This is a genomic window from Acinetobacter marinus (assembly GCF_900096915.1).
Taxonomy (GTDB): domain Bacteria; phylum Pseudomonadota; class Gammaproteobacteria; order Pseudomonadales; family Moraxellaceae; genus Acinetobacter; species Acinetobacter marinus.
Window position 1 is genome coordinate 692,346 of the sequence record NZ_FMYK01000001.1, and the last position, 20,874, is coordinate 713,219.

Sequence of the window (20,874 nt, forward strand, 5' to 3'; positions counted from 1 at the left end):
GTAAATCAAGCACAAAAAATCGGACTTTCTCAGTCCGATTTTTTATTTGTTTTTTGAATTTGTTTTTAATTTGCCCTTAAATTTTTCTCAGCATGACTTAACGCCAATGTTTTAATTTACTGGTGTGTCCAATGCCGACATTAAAACGGTTGGTCGGATCGAGCTGTTGATAATGTGATTTTAGTGCGGGCTTTGCCACATAGAGATGTCCGACATTATGCTCAGCAGGATATTCTGCACCACGTTCATCGAGCAAATGCCACATTTGATGTTCCATTTCTAAAGGGTCTACGCCCTTTTTCACAATATAATCTTGATGAAACACATGACACAAAAAGTGCCCATAATACAGTTTGTGAATGATCTGCTCATCCATCGCTGGCGGTAAAGTTTCCACCCATGCACGATCATTACGGCGCAGTGCAATATCCAGCGCCACAATATCTTCAACCTCTGAACGATGCGTGTCTCGATAGCGAATGGCAGCGCCCGCCACCGCAAAACGATGCAAAAATGCTTTACGTCCTTCCTCATCGCTACAATGGAAAAAATCACCCGAAGCATGCGCTTGGAAATAAGCAATTAAAAAACTTTCCACTTGCGCCGCATCTTGATTTTCAATGCGAATCATCAAGTGATGTTCATAGCGATCTCGAAACTCATTCATCCGTTTGGGAAGATGATTTGGCAAAAACTTGGTCACCAGCTGCAATACTTTATCAGACAACCCTTTCATGCCAAATTTTTCCAGATAGGCATCGACCTTATCTTTCATGGCAAAAGCAGCAGGCACTTTGGCTGTACCAAATTTTTCAATAAATAAGAATGAATCTTTACCGTACTCAGCACCGATGTCATAAGCGACTCGATGAATATATTCTCCAGCGATCGGAAGACGAGGCAAATCTTTCAGTAAAAAACGACGAATTTCTGTTAAATCATCATGAGAATTGGTGCCGACATAAAACACTTGGCTTGGAATTTTCTCAAAAGTATCCAAACGCACCGCAAACACACAGACCTTACCCGCCGAGCCTGATGCTTCAAAGAGTCGAGAGGGATCGGCATTAAAGCGAGCTGGGGTATTTTCATCGACTTGTTTGACATCGTGACTATAACGATGGTCAGAAGCACAGCAACTTGAATTATTGATAATGTCGCTGACTTGATAATTTTTGTTTTCAAGTGTGCTGAGAATATCTTCAGGCGTTTCTCCGAGATTGACGCCGAGATGATTGACTAATTCCAATTGCCCATCGTCATTGACTCGAGCATATAATGCCAGCTCAGTATAGGCAGGACCACGGCGCACCAATGCACCGCCAGAGTTATTACAAACACCACCCAAAACCGATGCACCAATACAAGATGAGCCAATCACCGAATGTGGTTCACGGTTAAATGGTGCCAATTCTTTTTCTAGTCGATCCAGTGTTGCGCCTGGCAAGCAAATCACTTGCTGACCATCATTGATGACTTGAATGCCAAGTAATCGGCGAGTGCTGAGAATAATCACAGGACGATCATAATCATCACCAAACGGCGTTGAACCACCCGTCAGACCTGTATTTGCCGCCTGCATAATGACAATACAATCGGCATCGACCGCAGCTTGTAACACGTGCCACTGTTCAAGCAACGTCGCTGGCGCAACCACAGCCAACACCTTGCCCGCACCATAACGCCGACCTTGACGGTACAAGCGTGTATCGTGATCTTCGGTAAATACGTGTTGCTGACCGACGATATTGATGAGTTGCTGGATGATAGTCGATGATACTTGGGTGGTCATAGTTGTGATTTCCAATGATTAAAAATCCAGCTCCCCCATTTCCAAAGCGGGATATTTTCTTTATCTGAATCATTATCATGATTTCTGATCGGTATAACACCTCCCTTAATAAGGGAGGTTGGGAGGGATTATATAAATAGCAATGTTCACGCTATGGATGTAAATGCCTGTTGAATGCACATTTACAGTGTAAAAGCACTTTTACTGATGTAAAGAATCATTCAGCCAAAACTTTGTCCAAATTGACCAAGCAATCGGCTGTAATATCTGCAATGGTTTTCGCCCCAGTTAAGGTCATTGCGACACGCATTTCTTTATCGATCAGCTCAAGCAAGTTGGCAACACCTTCACCGCCTGCGGCACCCAGCGCATAGACAAAAGCACGACCGAGCATACAGGTATCCGCACCCAATGCCAGCATACGCACCACATCCAAGCCATTACGAATACCTGAATCAGCAAGGATTTTAATATCCCCTTTCACCGCATCCGCAATCGGTGGCAGCGCACGTGCCGAAGACAACACGCCATCGAGCTGGCGACCGCCGTGGTTTGACACCACAATACCATCGGCACCAAAACGCACCGCATCTTTGGCATCTTCTGGATCAAGGATGCCTTTGATCACCATCGGACCATCCCAAAACTCACGAATCCATTCCAAATCCTTCCACGAAATCGACGGATCAAAGTTATTACCAAGCCAGCCGATATAATCTTCTAGACCTGTAGGCTTACCCAGATATTTAGAAATATTGCCCAAATCATGCGGACGACCCAGTAAGCCGACATTCCATGCCCAATGCGGATGAAAGCACGACTGCATATAACGGCGCATCGCAGCATTTGGTCCACTCATGCCCGAGTGTGCATCACGATAGCGTGCACCCGGTACAGGCATATCCACGGTAAAGACTAAGGTTGAACAACCCGCAGCTTTGGCACGTTCCAAGGCATTTTTCATAAAGCCACGATCACGCAGTACATAGAGCTGGAACCACATTGGACGCTGAATCGCTGGCGCAACTTCTTCGATCGGACACACCGAAACCGTCGATAGGGTAAATGGAATGCCCTTTTTATCCGCAGCAACCGCAGCTTGGACTTCACCTCGACGAGCATACATGCCTGTTAGACCGACAGGAGATAACGCCACAGGCATCGACAAGGTTTCATCAAAAAGTTGGGTCTCAAGGCTGAGCTGCGACATGTCATTGAGCACACGCTGGCGCAGTGCAATCTTGGATAAATCTTCCACATTGCGCTTCAAGGTGTATTCTGCGTAGGCACCACCATCGATGTAATGAAATAAAAATGGTGGCAAACGACGTTGTGCGGCTTCACGATAGTCATTGGCAGAAGAAATAATCATGCTCTTATCCTATTTAATCGGCGGGAACGCTGACGACGAGCTTCTTCTTCATCAATCATGCGTACCTGCTGTACTACAAACTCGATGTGTCCACAGACTGCACGACGAGCAGCTTCGGGATCACGACGTTCAATTGCGTTCATCACTTGTAAATGCTGATCATGCAATTGGTCAAAACGGTGGCTTTCGCTATAAAACTTGCGCCGTGCCAGCACTACATTAAATTGCAACAGATCAAACAGACTACGCATCATCTGGATCAGCACGATATTGTGTGAGGCTTCGGCAATCGCCAGATGAAAATTGGCATCTGCTCGAGCAGCTTCATCGCCATTGCCAGCCGCTTGAAAATGGCTAATCTGATCATAACAATGTCGAATATGTGCCAAATCTTCTTTGCTGGCACGCTGTGCGGCATACCACGCCGTACCGCCTTCTAAGATAATGCGTGCTTCTTGCACATCATGGCGGTAGGCGGGATCTTCATCCATCAAACTGCTGATCGGTTGCACGATTTGCGTATTCGACCAGTGTTCAGGCAATTGTTGTAAAAAAGTCCCAGCACCCACTTTACTGACCAACATGCCCATACTGGTGAGCTGTGAAATCGCCTCACGTAGCGAGGTTCGAGAGACTTCGAGCTGTTCACACAACTTGCGCTCGGCTGGCAGGCGGTCTCCGACTTGCATATTGCTTTGTTCGATCAATATACGCAGGCTTTGTACTGCTTTATCGGAGACTTTCATCGACTTCTTTCAACCTTATATCACTGCATTATCATTGCCTGGCACTATGGAATCATCCACGGGAACACATAGGCTTGTAGGGTAATCATAATACCCATAATGATGGTAAAGGTGATACTGTGTTTCACGGTAAAACGGAATAAATCAGACTCTTTGCCGACCAATCCCACCGCCGCACAGGCAATGGCAATCGACTGCGGTGAAATCATTTTCCCAGTCACACCACCACTGGTATTGGCTGCCACCAGTAATACTTCAGGTACACCAATTTGCTGTGCCGTGGTCGCTTGGAGTGCTGAAAATAGCGCATTGGCAGAAGTATCTGAACCCGTTAAGAACACACCTAACCAACCCAAGAACGGTGAGAAGAAAGTAAATGCTGAACCCGTATGCGCTAGCGCCAATGCCAAGGTCGATGACATGCCTGAATAGTTGGCAATAAAGGCAAATGACAACACCATACCAATCGAATAAATCGGCACTTTCAGCTCGTTCAAGGTCTCGCCAAAAGTTGCTACAGCATCTTTTGGTTTCATTTTTAAGAAAATAATGGTAATGATCGCCGCAATAATAATCGCCGTCCCCGTCGCAGAGAACCAGTCAAACTTATACACCGCATCATAATCGGTAATGCTTGGCACCACAGGTGGCATCTTCTGTACCAATTGATGCAAATAAGGCACTTCGATCGACAACACCATATCATGCAGCGCACCATCTTTAGCAAACAGTGCCTTAAATGGTTTTACACTCCAGATCGTCACCATCACGGTTAAAATCGCAAACGGCGACCATGCTTTGGCAATCTGCCCCAAGCTATAACTTTTTTGTGCTTGTGCTTCGACCTCTGCATCCATCTCTTGATTTTCAAAACGGAAAATATGCTTTGGTTTCCAATATTTAAAGAACACCGTCAAGGCAACCAAAGACGCAATCGCTGCGGTAATATCAGGCAACTCTGGACCGACGAAGTTTGACGTAAGAAACTGTGCGAGTGAGAAACTTAAAGAGCCAACGACTACCGCAGGCCAAGTTTCTTTCACACCACGCCAGCCATCCATGATCGCCATAATCCAAAACAGCACGATCGGCACCATAAATGGCAACTGACGACCAACCATCTGACTGATTTCCATGGTATCTACGCCAGATACCTGACCCGCAACAATGATCGGAACCCCCATCGCACCAAATGCCACAGGCGCAGTATTAACGATCAAACATAAACCTGCCGCATAAAGTGGCTTAAAGCCTAAGCCCACCAACAGCGCAGCGGTAATCGCCACTGGTGCACCAAAGCCAGCTGCACCTTCCAAGAAAGTACCGAAAGCAAAACCAACCAACAACATCTGTAAGCGCTGATCTTCGGTAATCGAAAGAATCGAGGCACGAATAATATCGAACTGCCCTGTTTTCACGGAGACTTTATAGAGGAATACCGCACCAAGAATAATCCACGCAATCGGCCAAAGACCATAAAAGAAGCCGTAAACCATCGATGCAAATGCCATCATGGTCGGCATTTTATAGGCAAATAAGGAGACTAAAAGTGCCAGTACCACTGTAATCGTGCCAGCCACACTGCCCTTTAACCGAAACACGGCGAGTGCCAAAAAGAAGAAAATAATCGGAATCAAAGCAATTAGGCTTGAAATCCAAATATTCCCCATCGGGTCATACATTTGTTGCCATTGAAGCATTGTCATCTCCTTGAAATGCTTTGGAAGAGATCAAATCAGACAGTGTTGGAAGGTGTATAAATTATATTGGTATGACCAATTTTAAATTTAAAAGAAACTTAAGCCCAACAGTGCCTCACATGGTGTGCATTATGGTTCATGGCTAAACAAAAATTCAATCATAGATTAACATTGGTCATACCAATTATAAGTTTAAATACACGTCGATTCGCCATTCCTTCGAGCCTATCTTGTTATTTTTCTTTTACTTATAAACACTCAAAGCATCCATTTAGACATTAGTCTAAAAGACCATCGGATGAGTCGATTTCTATGCATTGAAATGATCAATCTTGAATGCCACAGAAAAATCATATTGGTCATACCATTTTTTGTTTTTTAAAAATGAATCCCTATTTTCTCTGTTCAGGCTTGAAATTGCTGAGATTAATCAATGAATACAAAAGTAGATCAATCCAAGATGACTACGCTGATCTAGCACAGAGATGATCTGCTTGACTTAAATTATGCTTTGAAATTTGCAATATATTGACACACAGCACATTTTTTCACGCAGGATTAAAGTCGATGTTTTTGATCAAAAAACCTAGGAAAAGTGCTACAATCAGCAAAATTTTTTTCTTGTGATGGCTACCCTACTGCGGTGCCGATGTCGATATCGTTAGGATGAACAATGACTGATAATGCAACAATCTTGCAAAATGTACCTGTAGGCCAAAAAGTTGGGATCGCTTTTTCTGGTGGTTTAGATACTTCTGCTGCACTGCTTTGGATGAAGCAAAAAGGCGCATCGCCTTTTGCCTATACCGCAAACTTGGGTCAGCCTGATGAAGATGACTACGATGCGATTCCAAAGAAAGCTGAACAGTACGGCGCAACCAAAGCACGTTTGGTCGATTGTCGTTTGCAACTGGCTTTAGAAGGGATTGCTGCGATTCAGTGTGGTGCATTCCATATCTCTACTGGCGGCATTCCTTACTTCAATACTACACCACTTGGGCGTGCTGTAACAGGCACCATGCTGGTGACCGCAATGAAAGAAGATGATGTCAATATTTGGGGTGATGGTTCGACTTATAAAGGTAACGACATTGAGCGTTTTTATCGTTATGGTTTGCTCACCAATCCAGCACTGAAAATCTATAAGCCGTGGCTTGATCAAGTGTTTATCGATGAGCTTGGCGGTCGTGCTGAAATGTCACAATTCTTGATCGACAATGGCTTCGACTACAAAATGTCGAAAGAAAAAGCCTACTCGACCGATTCCAACATGCTTGGCGCAACCCATGAAGCCAAAGACTTAGAATTCCTCGATGCAGGCATCAAAATCGTTGAGCCGATCATGGGTGTTGCATTCTGGAAAGATGATGTTGAGATCAAAGCAGAAGAAGTGTCGATCACTTTTGAAGAAGGCATGCCTGTTGCACTCAACGGCAAACGCATTGATGATCCAGTTGAATTAATTCTTGAAGCCAATCGTATTGGTGGTCGTCACGGTCTAGGCATGTCAGATCAGATCGAAAACCGTATCATCGAGGCGAAATCTCGTGGTATCTACGAAGCACCAGGTATGGCGTTATTGCATATTGCCTATGAGCGTCTGATCACTGGTATTCACAACGAAGATACTATCGAGCAATACCGTATCAATGGTCTGCGTCTTGGTCGCCTACTCTATCAAGGTCGTTGGTTCGATTCGCAAGCATTGATGCTACGTGAAACTGCACAGCGTTGGGTGGCAAAAGCCATTACTGGTACGGTGACACTTGAGCTGCGTCGTGGTAATGACTTTAGTATTTTAAATACTGAATCGCCTAACCTGACCTATGAAGCAGAACGCTTGACGATGGAAAAAGGCGATTCAATGTTTACCCCGATGGATCGTATCGGTCAATTGACGATGCGCAATCTTGATATTACTGATACCCGTGCAAAACTCGGCATCTATACTGAGACTGGTTTATTGTCACTCGGTCAAGGTTCGGCTGTACCACAGTTAGACAGTACCAAGAAGTAATTTTTCCAGAAATTACTTAAAAAAAAAGAATGCCAGTGTGATGAAGACTGGCATTCTTCAAGGACACTCACTTTTTTATTTATTGTTATTGTTATCTTTTACAGCTTATTTTTTTATCCCTTGCCTCTTTATTTTTTGGTTTTATATTTTCTATTTATTACTTCGCAACTTGACCGCTGCTGTCATGATTTTTTGATAACCTGTCGGCATCAATCGCACCACCCAATCATAAACTTTTGCATCTGGCCCAACTAAAACGCGTCGCTTATCATTTTTTACTGCATGAAATATCGTATCCGCAGCTTTCTCAGGTGTGGTAATAAATGTCATTTCAAAATCTTTAGTTGCGGCTTTGCTATCTTTCCCAGTCGCTTCGGCAACGCTATCAGATACTCGAGCGGCTTGGGCGATATTGGTTTTAATGCCACCTGGATGCACGCAGGTCGCACTGACGCAAGAATTGGTCAATGCTAAATCTTGACGCAAAGACTCAGTAAAACCACGCACCGCAAACTTACTGGTGTTATAGCCACTCATCAGTGGTTGAGATGTCAGTCCAAAAATACTGGAAATATTCACAATATGCCCTTCGCCAGATTGCTCAAGATAAGGCAAAAAGGCTTTGGTGCCATAGATCACGCCCCATACATTGATGTCCATGATCCACTCATAATCTTCAATACTTAATGAATCAACTGTCCCTGACAATGCCACGCCTGCGTTATTGATGATCATATTCACCTTACCGTGATATGCCACGACATGATTTGCCCATGCGTAAAATGCTTTACGATCACTGACATCCAGCTGATGACAACTGATATTGCAATCGTAATCATTATTCACCATCTGTTTGGTTGCCTCGACCGCTGCGTAGTTAATATCAGACAACGCCAAATCACACCCTGCTTGAGCAAAGCGTATTGCCAACGCTCGACCAATCCCTGAGCCTGCGCCAGTAATCGCAACGACTTTTCCCTGAAAATTTTTAATCATTTTTTATCCTATAATTCATGTTCTCCCCGCTAATCATCATCAAGAAAACGCATGATGATTCGGCTGGAATGTATTTGCCATTTGATAATAGCTAAAGCTAAAACCAGGGAACATCGCAATCACATGACCACTTTTGCTCTTATACCAACTATTACAACCACCTGATTGCCACACCGTCCTTTTCATTTCATCATGAATCATTTCGGTATAATCACTTTCAGCTTGTTTCGTCACTTCAATGACCGAATTGCCTCGCAGTTTTGTCTCTTTAATGGCTTTCATGATGTAATTCATTTGCGCTTCAATCACGAAAATTGCCGAAGTATGTCCAATCCCCGTATTCGGTCCTGTCACCACAAAAAAGTTTGGAAAATCTGGAATCGTCGTACCCATATAAGCACGTGGATATTCTTCCCAAAACTCAGATAATTGATTGCCTTGCTTGCCCACCACAGGATAAGAAATCACGCCATCGGTCGCATCGTAACCCGTTGAATAAATAATTAAATCCAGATCAAGATGCTGACCATCTGTAGTCAAAATCCCTGTGCCATCCATCGATTGAATCGCTGAATCTTTGGTGTGTAATGTCACATTGTCACGGCACAGCGCAGGATAAAGCGTATTCGACAAGATAATGCGCTTACAACCAATGGTATAATCTGGCGTCACAGCCTTGCGCAGTGCTGGATCTTTGATTTGATCTTGAATATGTTTGAGTGCTTTACGCTGTGCGACAAGATTCAGCATGGTTTTAGAATATTTAAAGCCGATCACACGTGACTCGAGTTGCCAATAAACCGCTGTACGCAATGCTTTATGAATCAGTTGATTACCGACTAATTTTTGCTGTGTTTGGCTAAACTTGTAATCTGGTCGAGGCATTACCCAATGCGGAGAGCGTTGAAATACATGCAGATGGGCAACATCTTCAGCGATTGCAGGAATCACCTGTGCAGCACTTGCGCCACTGCCGATGATCGCCACACGTTTGCCACGATAATCATAATCATGATTCCAGTTATTGGTATGGAACGACTCACCTTGAAAAGTATCACGACCTTTGAAATTTGGAATCACTGGTGTACTGAGTGGCCCTGAAGCATTGACAACAAACTGTGCTGAAATCACTTCCCCACTTTCAATATGCGCCAACCAGCGACTGGTCGCTTTATCCCATTCGACCTTCACGACATTAGCATTGGTCTTAGTTTTACTTCGAAGATCATATTTATCAATCACGTGATTGGTATATTCTTCAAGCTCTGCTTGCTCAGCAAACATCTGAGTCCATGCATACGGTTCGTGCGAAATCGAATACAGTGGCGACTGCACATCGACAGCCGCACCAGGATAGCTATTTTGACACCACGTTCCACCCATAAAATCACGGCGCTCCAAGATCAAAAAATCTTGCAATCCATGCTTGAGCAAATTGATCGCAGTACATTGCCCGCCAAAACCACTGCCGATAATCAAAACCTGCACCGATGTCATCTGTATCACCTTTATTTCTGCTGAGTCCATGTGCTTTGTGTCTGATCAAGTCAGCAATTTTTTTAAAAACACATATTTGAAGACGCTTGTCATCAGATTTAAATATGACTACACTCTTCTTCAGATCGTTGATAATTTACATCTGACAACATTTGTTGTCAAATACTTTTTGAGCATTGAATTTAAACTATGAAAAACTCATCACACGCCTTACAAGGTCGTACCTATGCAGGCGAAAGCCTTGAAGATCGGCAGGCAAAACGTAGATCACAATTTATTGAAGCTGCGTATGAACTCTTTGGTACGATTGGCTTTCGGCAAACGACTGTGCGCAACTTGTGCAAACAAGCAGGGCTAACTGATCGCTATTTTTATGAATCATTTCAAAGTATTGAGCAGCTTTTGGCTGAAGTATATCAGCGAGAGATTGGGCTTATTGAAACAGCAGTATTGAACTCGATCTCAACAAATATCAATCAAGTCTCGGTCAAAAGTTTAATTGAGCAGACTTTAGCGGTCTTTTTTGCTGTTGCTGAGAATACAAAGACTGCGAAAATTGTGTGGTTTGAGGTGCTTGGTGTCAGCGAGACCATTGATCAGCTATATATTTCGACCATTCAAAATTTTGCCAATTTATTTGCTCAGATTAGTCTCAACGTATATCCAGATTTAAAGATTTCCAAAGCGGAAGTCACCACCATTGCGATTGGTGTGATTGGTGCGATTAGCCAAACCACCAGCCTGTGGTATCTCAGCAATTATCAAACGGATAAGCAAACCTTAATTCGATCCATGTCTTATATGATTCAAGGTACCCATTTATTGTTGTCACAACCCAATATGCAAAATATAGAAATGGAGAATTTCAACGAATGAAATCATACAGATTTTGTTCAGATTTGGCTAAAAATCTGCACCATGCCAATCATGCTGATAACTCTGCACCGCTTCTTTGCTACGATATAAATGCGTCTGAATACTGCGTTTGCGCTCGGATAACATCACCTGAATATCCGCAACAAAGTACGATGAAGACACATCAAATAATGCCGAAAATTTTTCACGATCAGTGGTAACCGCACTAAAGCCATCCAAATTCCAAAGATCAGAAAAACTGTTTAATGTTTGCAAATTCTGACGCTGGGTTTGCATGGTGTTTGCCACCATCATCGGATCAAGCTGTGGATTCAAACACGCCAAAATAAATGGATCAGCGGTATTGATATTGATCTTGGTGCTTCGAGATGGCAAGGCAGTAATGTAAGGTGCAATGCGTTGATAACTCTCCCCTTCAAATCCACGTACCCATTGCAATTGTTTGGCACTGCTAAACATCTGATTCGGGGCGAGATAACCCGCTTGCACGCCTTGATAGTAGCTATTTTCTGCGCCCATCGCACCAACCGTTTCATTGTCGGCATCTTGCCAGTCGATCACCGCTTCGACGAGATTTGGATCAAGATTGAGTCGTTCTAACATCGCTTGGAAAAACAGCACCGCAGTTTCGTTTTTTTCGCCATTTTCATTCAGCAAGCTATTCAGATTAAAACGCCCCTGCTCATCATGGAGCTGTCCTGTGACTACGCCATCTTCGACTGGAAACGGCGGGAAAGGTTGCGCCCAGCTTTCATTTAAACTATCCGTGCTATTGTCTTTGCCATCTTGAATCAGCAGTTCTGAGAAAAAATATTCCGCAGACCACGCATATTGCAACGCCTGATCTTGACGTAGTAGCAACTTGGTTTCTTCCAAGTTGGCATTTTGATAGCGCAAAATACTCACCGCAAGAATCGTGGCAAGCACCACCATAATTAAAATGGTCAGTAACGCCACACCGCTTTGCGATGATTTTGAAAAGTGATAATTCACTGGAAAATGGTTCGGCTTTGTCATTCGCTCGTGCTCCCATTTTCAGAACCATTGTCTGAATCGCTATCTGAATTATTGTTTGAATCGTTGTTAGAATTGTTGCCATTGCTACCCGATTCAGTTTCAGTGGTGGGCATATTTTTGGCGGTACTGAATACCCAGCGGATGGCTCGCCCTTGATAATCAAAACTCACCACCACACCTTGTGGCAACTGTGACATCAGATATTCTGCCGAGTCGGTATCGGTCACACTTTGTGCGGGCCACTGTGTTTGTACAGCAGGATCAAGCGCTTGAATTTGTAGATTCTCAATCGGCGCAATCAGCACATCACCTTGCATATCTTGACTTTGCTTACGGTAGATATAAGCATTGTGATAACGCATCAAGGCTTGCTTGTCGGGATCATAGTGATATTCAACAAATTCAAAACGATCCGAACCTTGTTGCAAGGGATCAATCACACCTGCTTTATTAAACTGTAATTGCTGATTGTCCAGTTGCATGGCTGGATAAGACTCATCTCCTTCTCGCCCTGACAATGGGACAATCTGACTCAAATCACGTTGCACCTGCATATAAGCAAATTGTAATTGTTGCAGATGCTCCAAATGCTGTGTATTGCGCTCACGAGTTTTAATCAGTTGATCGAAAACCATCCATCCTGACGCACTGAGCACCGCAAAGATCGCAATCGCTACCAACACTTCGACAAGGGTAAATCCTGAAGCACTTTTAGGTTGTATCGCATGATTCCTCAGCACATTCATGGTGAGTCACCTTCGAGCTGTGGCTGTCGATAATTAAACACCGACAATGTGGTTACACCTTGGACATTTTCTGCATCATCAGGATTAATATGCGACACTTGGATGTCGATGCGCTGTACATCAGGACTCATGGTCTCAAAAGATTGTTTCTGAATACGCCACTGCTCGCCTTGCTCAGTGATGTCTTCACTTTGACTGCCCGTCAGCCATTGCTGCTCAATCCGAAGCTCCGCCGCCTGATTCATCGCAACGAAATGCGCTAGAGTACGTAATTCATTTTGCTGAATTGACTGGGTGTAATTCATGGCAATTTTCATCAATGCCAATGCTGTCGTGGCAAAGATTGCCAGCGCTACCATGACTTCAAGCAAGGTAAAACCACGCAACGTCAAGCCGAATGCGTTGAATGGTCGATGCTGAGCGTTTTGCTTACAAATCTTGTTCATCACTCACCGCACCGAGTCGATTAAGCACGATGGCATCGCCGACTTGTTGTTGTTGCAAATACAGCTGAATGCGCACGGGTAGCGCTTCACCATTTCCTAACCAAATGATCTGTGGCAAAGCATCATTTTGTTTCAGCACATCCAAATTGAGCTGATGATCAAGGCTTTGAATCTGCAAACTACTTTGCTCAGGTAAAGTCTGACTGTCAAAATCAGCTGCCAATTGCCAACGGTATTGATCACGCTGTGCATACGGCTGACTTTGATTAAATTGACTTTGATTAGACTGGTTTTGAATAGAATTGTCTGGATTGGCTTGCAAACGATATTCCACCACCTCATATTTTGCAGGCGCTATATCTGTCGCAGGTTGAATCAATAAGCCTAGAATACGCCCCTGATCAGCCGACTCTAAGCGGATTTTTTTTAAATTTAAAACCAATAATTCACGGGCTTGCATCACTTTGCGTTGATCGACACCCTGTACATTCATCACGATTAGGCTTGCCATTACCGCCATGATCACGATCACCAACATCACTTCGATCAAGGTGAAGCCATGTTGTTTAGCCCCTTTCGGCAATTGATCCATATTGAAAAATGGCTGCATTTATTTTTATTTTTCCTGTGACATGGGTCGATTTTAAATTGACTTGCGTCAGTCTTTAGCTGTTTTGCGAATTGGCATCCTGCACCGCTTTTGCCGCTTCTTGCTCATCAAAGGCTTCTTCACGCGCATGTTTTGGTAGTGCCAACGCTTGCTCAATATAGGACACACGCAGACTGTCACGTTCGCCCAGATAGCGCTGATAATAGGTCGAGTTCAAAATCGCCGCCGCACCTTGAGTAATCGACCAAATCGACGCCAAATAGTCACGCACCGACATCGAGCTTTGAATATATTTCAGATAATGCTCGGTCAAACGAATGATAATGCGTAAGTGTCTTTTGCGGATTTGATATAGCTCTTGAAACAAGTTTTGTAAACCTTGACCCGTATTGGCAAGACGCTCCTCAATCTGATGATAAAGCACGGTGCGCTCAGGATGATGCAACTGATGCAACATAAAAAATGCCAAATGCTCAGGGAACTCTTTTTCCGTGTTTTGGATCATGTCCAGTAACATTTGCTCATTACGAATAATGAGGAGCATATATAGCTCATCTTTGCTTTGAAAATGCTTATACAGCGTACCTTTGGCAATATCCAAATCCGCCGCCAAGGTATCCAGCGTCATGCCTGATTCGCCATATTCCAACAATAAATTTTCCGCAGTAGAAAAGATTAACTCTTCACGCGCCTTAAACTGCGCTTGACGCTCCATCTGCTGGTCTAAATTTTTCATGTTGAAATGCTCACATCAATTCATGATAAGGGGGATTTGCGACTTTTAAGCTGTGCCGTCATATTAGCACTTAAGCATATCAGATAGTGCAAATACGTCAGCCTTTTATGCCATATTGTTCAGATTTAAACAGTTAAACCTGTAATGCGCAAAAAATTGTTCGTAGTTTGCTCAGCAATCTGATCCACCGATACCCCGTAAACATCTGCCAAAGCCTGAGCCACATGAGGCACATATTTCGGCTCATTCGGCTTACCACGATATGGCACAGGCGCAAGATATGGGCTATCTGTTTCGATGAGTAAGCGATCAAGTGGCACTTGCTTGGCGACATCACGCAAGTCTTGCGCATTTTTAAAGGAAATAATCCCCGAAAAAGAAATATAAAAACCCAAATCTAATACTGCTTTTGCCGTATCCCAATCTTCGGTAAAGCAATGCAAAATGCCATGCGTGGCATTTTCTGCTTTGAGCACATCAATGGTATCTGCTTTGGCACTACGAGTATGCACCACCAACGGTTTTTTGACCTGCTGTGAGGCTTGGATATGCCGTGCAAAACAGTCTTTTTGCTGTTGTACAAAATCGGTGCTGTGATAATAATCCAAGCCCGTTTCACCGATCGCCCAGACTTTATCCGACTGCGCCAATGAAACCAGTGTGTCTACACTTGCCTGAGCCATGATCTCAGGATCTTCACAAGGATGCACCCCGACACTATAACCGACGTGATCATGCACTGCTGCAATCTCAGATAAAGCGATATGATCATCCAGCGCCACAGAAATACCCATCATCCGTGTCACACCTGCCTGCTTGGCGGCATCAATGGCTGCATGCACATCACCATCATAGGGTTTGAGCTCAAGCATGGTGAGGTGACAATGGGAATCGACAAACTGCATCATAAAACCTTTACAACATCTAAATTTAGCGTGGCAATTTTATCACATCTGAGCATTCACTGAGCTGTGATTTCGCCCCAAAAGCAATGATCCACCAAGATCAGTTTATATCGTCGAAGAAATTTCTTTCTGATACAAGGCAACCAAGCGAAGCTGTACTGATCGTACTTCGAGCGAGGTTAACGCTATCGCAGAATGAAAGTTCAATGACTATTTCACAAACTATAGTGTATAGCTTGGCTTATCTGAAGTTAAATGCCCTGCCAACATTTTTTCCGCTTCATTCTTCAGTGCAATGCCTTTTTCACCATCCAACTGAATGGCAAAACCTTGAGGTTTATTGCCTTGTTGACGTGGCGAAATCCAAATCACTTTACCTGTCACGGGATATTTTTGCGATTGATCTGGTAAGGAAGCGATCACCAAAAGCTCTTGCCCCAAAGTGACTTCTTGCTTCGATGGCACAAACAAACCACCGCCCAACACAAATGGCATATAGCAGGCTTGTAAGCTGGCTTGGTCAGGCATATTGGCTTGAATAATTGCGCCTGCACGTGGTGGCATCATGAATCATCTCCCTATTTATCAACATTTTTGCGAGATCATCGCATCATTATTTATATGCTTAGCTGACATCTTTCTGATGGTGCAATGGCACACATCCGAAACTCATCTGTATTCAGCACTTACCCCATCCACATTCATCAATTGCATACAAAGTTGCTCAAAAATCAATGCGCTTTGTACATTTTGCGCAAGCTGTTTCGGCACTTGATTGAATGCATGATCCAAATCGAAAAGTTGCTCTAAACTATAATACTGTTGTAAATCAGCAATGTCGAGATCGCTCTGTTGAATCGCTTGCTGTAATTTATATGCCGTCATATCTTGCAGGTTAAAACGCAGCATCATCATCAGTGCTTTAAAGTCCAGTGCCTTGAGCCAATCATTGGCAAACCTCATTGGCTGTTGTTTATATTTCACCAAATTAATCCAAGCCTGTGCAAACTCAACACGCTTGGCAAACCACGGACTATTTAAAATGTCTTGCGCTTTTAAAGGCATATAATGCGCCAACGCCAAAGCAATCTGTTGCTCATCTGCATTGAATTCTTTAGGATTTTCAGAAGTTGGTAACTTATTTTCGGATAAAAACTGCTGCGCTTGCGAAATAGTGATTCGATCCAATGCATATTGCTGGACACGACTACGAATGGTTGCCGAAAGTTGCAACATGGCATCACTGACCAAGATCATCAGCACACGATCACCCGGTTCTTCCAAAGTTTTTAGCAAAGCATTACTTGAAGCAATATTCATCTTATCCGCTTGATGGATCACCACCACTCGCCAACCGTCAACCGTTTGCTGAATAAAGTCATTCAGTTCACGAATTTGATCAATTTTAATCGCAGAATAACTTTGCTTTTTTTCATCAAAATCTGCAGAAATTTGCTTAACCTGTGGGTGCGTATCGGCATCAAACCAGTGACAACTTTTACACTGCCCACAAGCTGTTTGAATCATTGTTGAATCATTCAAATCATGACTTGTTGGCTTATTTAAGCAGAGCACCCATTTGGCGAATTGCAGACTAAATTGCTGTTTTCCACAACCCTGCTTGCCATAAAACAACATCGCATGACCAAGCTCTGGATACCGTGTCGTGAGCTTTTGCCAAATCGGATGATGCCAAGTATAGATACCCCGTTCCTTCGAACTAGGATCGTGCAATTCAGACGGATGATGATCTTCGCTCATGGACATGATCTGTATCTATGCAAAAAGAATTTATTCAAATGCACTGACTGGCATGGCATTTAAACGGTCTAAATCGGCTTGGATATCGACACCCGGTGGCAAATTCGCCTGTGCCACATCAATGGCAATACGATGACCATTTTCTAAAACACGAAGCTGTTCAAGGCTTTCCAACTGTTCCAAATCACCTTGCGACCATGTCACATAATCTTGAAGTAACTGCACACGATAGGCATACAAACCGAGATGACGATAGGCTTTGTTGTGTAATGTGCGCTCGGCAAGTTTTGCGCCATCACGATCATACGGAATTGTAGCACGGCTAAAATACAATGCTTCTTTGGTTTTGCTCATCACCACTTTGACAATGCTATCACGCTCAAATTCTTCCAATGAATGAATCGGTTCACACAGCGTTGCCATCGCACATTGCGCTTGATCTTCTAAAAGCTGTGCCACCTGCTTGACCAACTGTGCAGGAAGCAAAGGTTCATCACCTTGTACATTGACAATAATATCCTCAGCCGACCAGCCTTTGATCTGTGCCACTTGGCTTAAACGGTCTGTGCCTGATGGATGATTAACATCTGTCATCACCACATCAATGCCTTCTGCCAAACAAACATCAGCGATGCGTTGATCATCTGTTGCCACACAATAATCATCAAAACCATCGACTTTTTTGGCTTGATCGACCACACGCAAAATCATCGCTCGCCCATGAATCTCGAGCAATGGTTTGCCTGGTAGGCGTGAACTGGCAAAACGTGCAGGGATAACAATGTGTTTACGCATAATATTTCCTTAATCTATTCAATGTTTAGGCTATTCTGAGAATGTCGATAAATTGATCTTAAAATTCGGATTTAAATCGAGCAACTGCTTATTAAACAGTTGATACACGTCTCCAGATAAAACTGCTTGCACTGGCACCACCCAAACACGAGCTAATTTCTCAGGATCATTGTGCCAAAGTTGCTTTAACTTGACTGCATCTTTCTCTGTGGTAATCATCGCTTGACTTTTCATTGCTGAAAAATCACTGGCTTGATAGGCATGATGATCTGCAAACGCATGCTTTTGATACGAGATATTTAAATTATCCAGTGTATTAAAAAAGCGCTGCGGGAAGCCTATACCCACCACTGCATCATAGGTCAGGCTAACATCAAAAGTTTGATTCCGATCTGCCAAATTATACGGCTTACTTGGTTCAAGATGCATATGCAAATTAGTTTTAGGATGTGCCGAATGTTCAATGACTGTCACTTCATCTAAACGGCTTAATGGCTCTCGCAGATAACCTTCGGGTAAAAGTTTTTCATTACCAAAACCACGGTTGGCATCCACTACCACCCACTCCAAATCACGCTGTAACGCAAAATGCTGTAAACCATCATCACTTAAAATTAAATCCACGTGATGATGTTGTAATAACAATTCAATTGCATCTTGACGGTTTGGACCAACTGCCATCGGCACATGGGTGCGTTGTACAATCAGTGTCGGTTCATCACCGACTTGTTCAGGCGTAGAATCCGAGGTTACGAGTAACGGAAACTCGCCCTTTCCACCATAACCACGGCTAATTACACCTACTTTGATACTTTTGGATTGTAAATATTCAACTAAGGCAATAATAAGAGGGGTTTTACCACTGCCACCGACCGTGATATTCCCACTGATCATCACAGGCACTGGCGCACGGTAGGCATGTTTTGATTTGCTAGTTTTTTGCCACAGAAAGATCGCACGATACAACCATGAGAATGGGCGAAGGACAACCAGCCATTTGGCTTGATCATGCCACGCTTTTTGTATCTGCTCAGCCAAACTCATGACATTATCGACTCAATATTTAAGCAAAGTGCTCAATTGACATCATCAAGATGGAATTGGCGCTGGTAAAGTTTTGCATATTCGCCTTGCTTGTCGAGTAGCGTTTGATGATTACCGACTTCGAGAATCTGCCCATGATCCATCACCACGATACGATCTGCATTTTCAATGGTCGACAGTCGATGTGCAATCACAATCGTGGTACGCCCTTGCATGGCTTGCTCAAGCGCTTGCTGGATATAATGTTCAGATTGATTATCCAATGCACTGGTCGCTTCATCTAAAATCAGAATTGGTGCATTCTTTAGCATGGCACGGGCAATTGCCAAACGCTGACGCTGACCACCTGACAGATTCAAACCATTTGCACCAAGATTGGTGTCATAGCCTTTGGGAAGCTCCATGATAAAGTCATGTGCATAAGCTGCTTTTGCCGCAGCGATGATTTGTTCTTCTGTGGCATCAACAAGCTCGCCATAGGCAATATTTTCACGTACAGTACGGTCGAATAAAATCACCTGTTGGTTGACCATGGCGATATGATGGCGCAGATAATCGAGCTCAATATCTTCGATCTCATGCCCATCCATGATGATCTGACCTTCGGTATGATTCTGATAACGCATGATGGTATTGACCAGCGTAGACTTACCTGCGCCTGAACGTCCAACCAAAGCAATGGTTTCACCCGACTCAATCTGTAAATCAATGTTCCGTAGCGCCTGTGTACCATCAGGATAAGTCACACCCAGTTGCTTAAACTGGATTTGCCCGGTCATCGGCGGTTTAAATTGTCCAAGATTAGGTTCTTCTGGCTGATCCAGCAAATCAAAAATGGATTTTGCTGCCGCCAAACCACGTTGGATTTTTTCATTGACATCGGTCAGCGCTTTGACTGGTCGGCTGAGCAAGCCTGCCGCAGTAATATACGCAACAAACTCACCCGCACTGGTATCGCCAATGATTTGCGGACGTAGTGAAATCCAAATCACCGCACTCATTGCAATCGCCATAAATAGTTGCACCAACGGCGTATTGATACTGACTACGACCACGAGCTTCAAGCCCTTTTTCAAATTCTCTTTTGAATATTGTAAAAATCGTTTTTTCTCGTAGGCTTGCCCGCCAAAACTTTTCACCACCGAATAGCCTGCAACCGCCTCTTGCACCACATGGCTGACGTCACCCATGCTATTTTGCAATTGCGTAGAGAGTTTACGCATACGTTTTGCGGCTTTACGAATCACCAAGGCAATTAAAGGGGCAATCACCAAAATGGTCAGTGACAAACGCCAGTTCATATAAAACAAATAACCCAACAGCAAAATCACCGTCAAACCATCACGTACAATGGATTTTAACGACTCGGTCGATGCTGCAGTGACCTGTTCAACATTGTAAATAATCTTCGCTGTGACATGACCGCTGGAGTTATTTAAATAATATTGGGTTGGTAGTTTTAACAGTTTATCAAAAATCTGCTGACGCAAGGTAAATACCAGATTTCGAGAAATCACCGCAGAAAAGTAACTCCCAAGAAAAGAGCCTAAGCCACGACAAAAGAACAGTAAAATCACCAAAGCAGGAAATAGGTTCTTGGCAGATTGATCTGCGGTATTAATCGCATCAATGATGTATTTGATCAATTGCGCAATCGAGACTTCGGTGGCGGCATTGATGGCAAAACCAAGCAATACCAACAAACCGACTTTCCAATAGGCTTTGAGATAGCTTAATAGCCGAAAATAGACCTGTAAATCTGTCCGAAAGTCGGATTTCCCGTAATTCTTCAGATCTGCTTTGGCTTGGTTCTTTAAC

Annotated in this window: 19 protein-coding genes; 2 read left to right on the forward strand and 17 right to left on the reverse strand. The window is 43.6% G+C overall.

Annotated features, from left to right (window positions below):
- Positions 1-97: 97 nt before the first annotated feature.
- From dld to lldP, 4 genes are all read right to left on the reverse strand, one after another.
- The gene (dld, locus tag BLQ60_RS03070; protein ID WP_092615757.1) at positions 98-1,792 is read right to left on the reverse strand and encodes a D-lactate dehydrogenase; all 1,695 of its coding nucleotides are present in this window, start codon (positions 1,790-1,792) and stop codon (positions 98-100) included.
- A 217-nt stretch (positions 1,793-2,009) separates the two neighbouring features.
- Positions 2,010-3,164 carry an FMN-dependent L-lactate dehydrogenase LldD gene (gene lldD, locus BLQ60_RS03075; protein WP_092615760.1) on the reverse strand — a complete coding sequence of 385 codons (1,155 nt, stop codon included), beginning with the start codon at positions 3,162-3,164 and terminating at the stop codon, positions 2,010-2,012.
- Entirely contained in the window at positions 3,161-3,910 is a 750-nt protein-coding gene (gene lldR / locus BLQ60_RS03080) for a transcriptional regulator LldR (protein ID WP_092615763.1), read from the reverse strand. The genes lldD and lldR overlap by 4 nt, the downstream gene beginning before the upstream one ends.
- A gap of 44 nt (positions 3,911-3,954) precedes the next feature.
- The gene (gene lldP, locus BLQ60_RS03085) at positions 3,955-5,616 is read right to left on the reverse strand and encodes an L-lactate permease (RefSeq protein ID WP_171259032.1); all 1,662 of its coding nucleotides are present in this window, start codon (positions 5,614-5,616) and stop codon (positions 3,955-3,957) included.
- 667 nt (positions 5,617-6,283) lie between these two features.
- Between lldP and argG the strand changes: the two genes are divergently transcribed.
- Entirely contained in the window at positions 6,284-7,627 is a 1,344-nt protein-coding gene (argG, locus tag BLQ60_RS03090) for an argininosuccinate synthase (protein ID WP_092615769.1), read from the forward strand.
- 150 nt (positions 7,628-7,777) lie between these two features.
- Here the strand turns inward: argG and BLQ60_RS03095 are convergent, their stop codons facing one another.
- Together BLQ60_RS03095 and BLQ60_RS03100 are read right to left on the reverse strand one after the other, a co-directional pair.
- Positions 7,778-8,620 (reverse strand): SDR family NAD(P)-dependent oxidoreductase, encoded by an 843-nt coding sequence (locus BLQ60_RS03095; protein WP_092616074.1) that lies wholly within the window; start codon positions 8,618-8,620, stop codon positions 7,778-7,780.
- Between the two features lie 42 nt (positions 8,621-8,662).
- Positions 8,663-10,120, reverse strand: a complete 1,458-nt coding sequence (locus BLQ60_RS03100) for a flavin-containing monooxygenase (protein WP_092615772.1) — start codon at positions 10,118-10,120, stop codon at positions 8,663-8,665.
- Between the two features lie 189 nt (positions 10,121-10,309).
- On the opposite strand from BLQ60_RS03100, the gene BLQ60_RS03105 reads away from it, so the two are divergent.
- Positions 10,310-10,996, forward strand: coding sequence for a TetR/AcrR family transcriptional regulator (locus BLQ60_RS03105; RefSeq protein WP_092615775.1), 687 nt, complete (start codon positions 10,310-10,312; stop codon positions 10,994-10,996).
- A 27-nt stretch (positions 10,997-11,023) separates the two neighbouring features.
- Here BLQ60_RS03105 and gspK read toward each other — a convergent pair whose 3' ends face one another.
- The 11 genes from gspK to msbA form a co-directional block, all read right to left on the reverse strand.
- Entirely contained in the window at positions 11,024-12,013 is a 990-nt protein-coding gene (gspK, locus tag BLQ60_RS03110) for a type II secretion system minor pseudopilin GspK (RefSeq protein WP_092615777.1), read from the reverse strand.
- The gene (gspJ, locus tag BLQ60_RS03115) at positions 12,010-12,759 is read right to left on the reverse strand and encodes a type II secretion system minor pseudopilin GspJ (protein ID WP_092615779.1); all 750 of its coding nucleotides are present in this window, start codon (positions 12,757-12,759) and stop codon (positions 12,010-12,012) included. Before gspJ ends, gspK begins: the two co-directional genes overlap by 4 nt.
- Positions 12,756-13,205 carry a type II secretion system minor pseudopilin GspI gene (gspI, locus tag BLQ60_RS03120; protein ID WP_244515942.1) on the reverse strand — a complete coding sequence of 150 codons (450 nt, stop codon included), beginning with the start codon at positions 13,203-13,205 and terminating at the stop codon, positions 12,756-12,758. Before gspI ends, gspJ begins: the two co-directional genes overlap by 4 nt.
- Positions 13,189-13,815: a type II secretion system protein gene (locus BLQ60_RS03125; protein WP_244515943.1), complete on the reverse strand. Its 627-nt coding sequence runs from the start codon at positions 13,813-13,815 to the stop codon at positions 13,189-13,191. The genes gspI and BLQ60_RS03125 overlap by 17 nt, the downstream gene beginning before the upstream one ends.
- Before the next feature lie 55 nt (positions 13,816-13,870).
- Positions 13,871-14,530, reverse strand: a complete 660-nt coding sequence (locus BLQ60_RS03130) for a TetR/AcrR family transcriptional regulator (RefSeq protein WP_092616082.1) — start codon at positions 14,528-14,530, stop codon at positions 13,871-13,873.
- Positions 14,531-14,676: 146 nt separating this feature from the next.
- Positions 14,677-15,456 (reverse strand): TatD family hydrolase, encoded by a 780-nt coding sequence (locus BLQ60_RS03135; RefSeq protein WP_092616085.1) that lies wholly within the window; start codon positions 15,454-15,456, stop codon positions 14,677-14,679.
- Between the two features lie 222 nt (positions 15,457-15,678).
- The gene (locus BLQ60_RS03140; RefSeq protein ID WP_092616088.1) at positions 15,679-16,020 is read right to left on the reverse strand and encodes a PilZ domain-containing protein; all 342 of its coding nucleotides are present in this window, start codon (positions 16,018-16,020) and stop codon (positions 15,679-15,681) included.
- Between the two features lie 105 nt (positions 16,021-16,125).
- A complete protein-coding gene (locus BLQ60_RS03145; RefSeq protein WP_092615782.1) occupies positions 16,126-17,217 on the reverse strand; it encodes a hypothetical protein in 1,092 nt (363 codons plus the stop codon).
- A gap of 30 nt (positions 17,218-17,247) precedes the next feature.
- Entirely contained in the window at positions 17,248-18,012 is a 765-nt protein-coding gene (gene kdsB, locus BLQ60_RS03150; RefSeq protein ID WP_092615785.1) for a 3-deoxy-manno-octulosonate cytidylyltransferase, read from the reverse strand.
- 30 nt (positions 18,013-18,042) lie between these two features.
- Complete coding sequence (gene lpxK / locus BLQ60_RS03155) at positions 18,043-19,056, reverse strand: tetraacyldisaccharide 4'-kinase (protein ID WP_092615787.1); 1,014 nt, start codon at positions 19,054-19,056, stop codon at positions 18,043-18,045.
- 32 nt (positions 19,057-19,088) lie between these two features.
- Entirely contained in the window at positions 19,089-20,849 is a 1,761-nt protein-coding gene (msbA, locus tag BLQ60_RS03160; protein ID WP_092616090.1) for a lipid A export permease/ATP-binding protein MsbA, read from the reverse strand.
- Between the last annotated feature and the right edge of the window lie 25 nt (positions 20,850-20,874).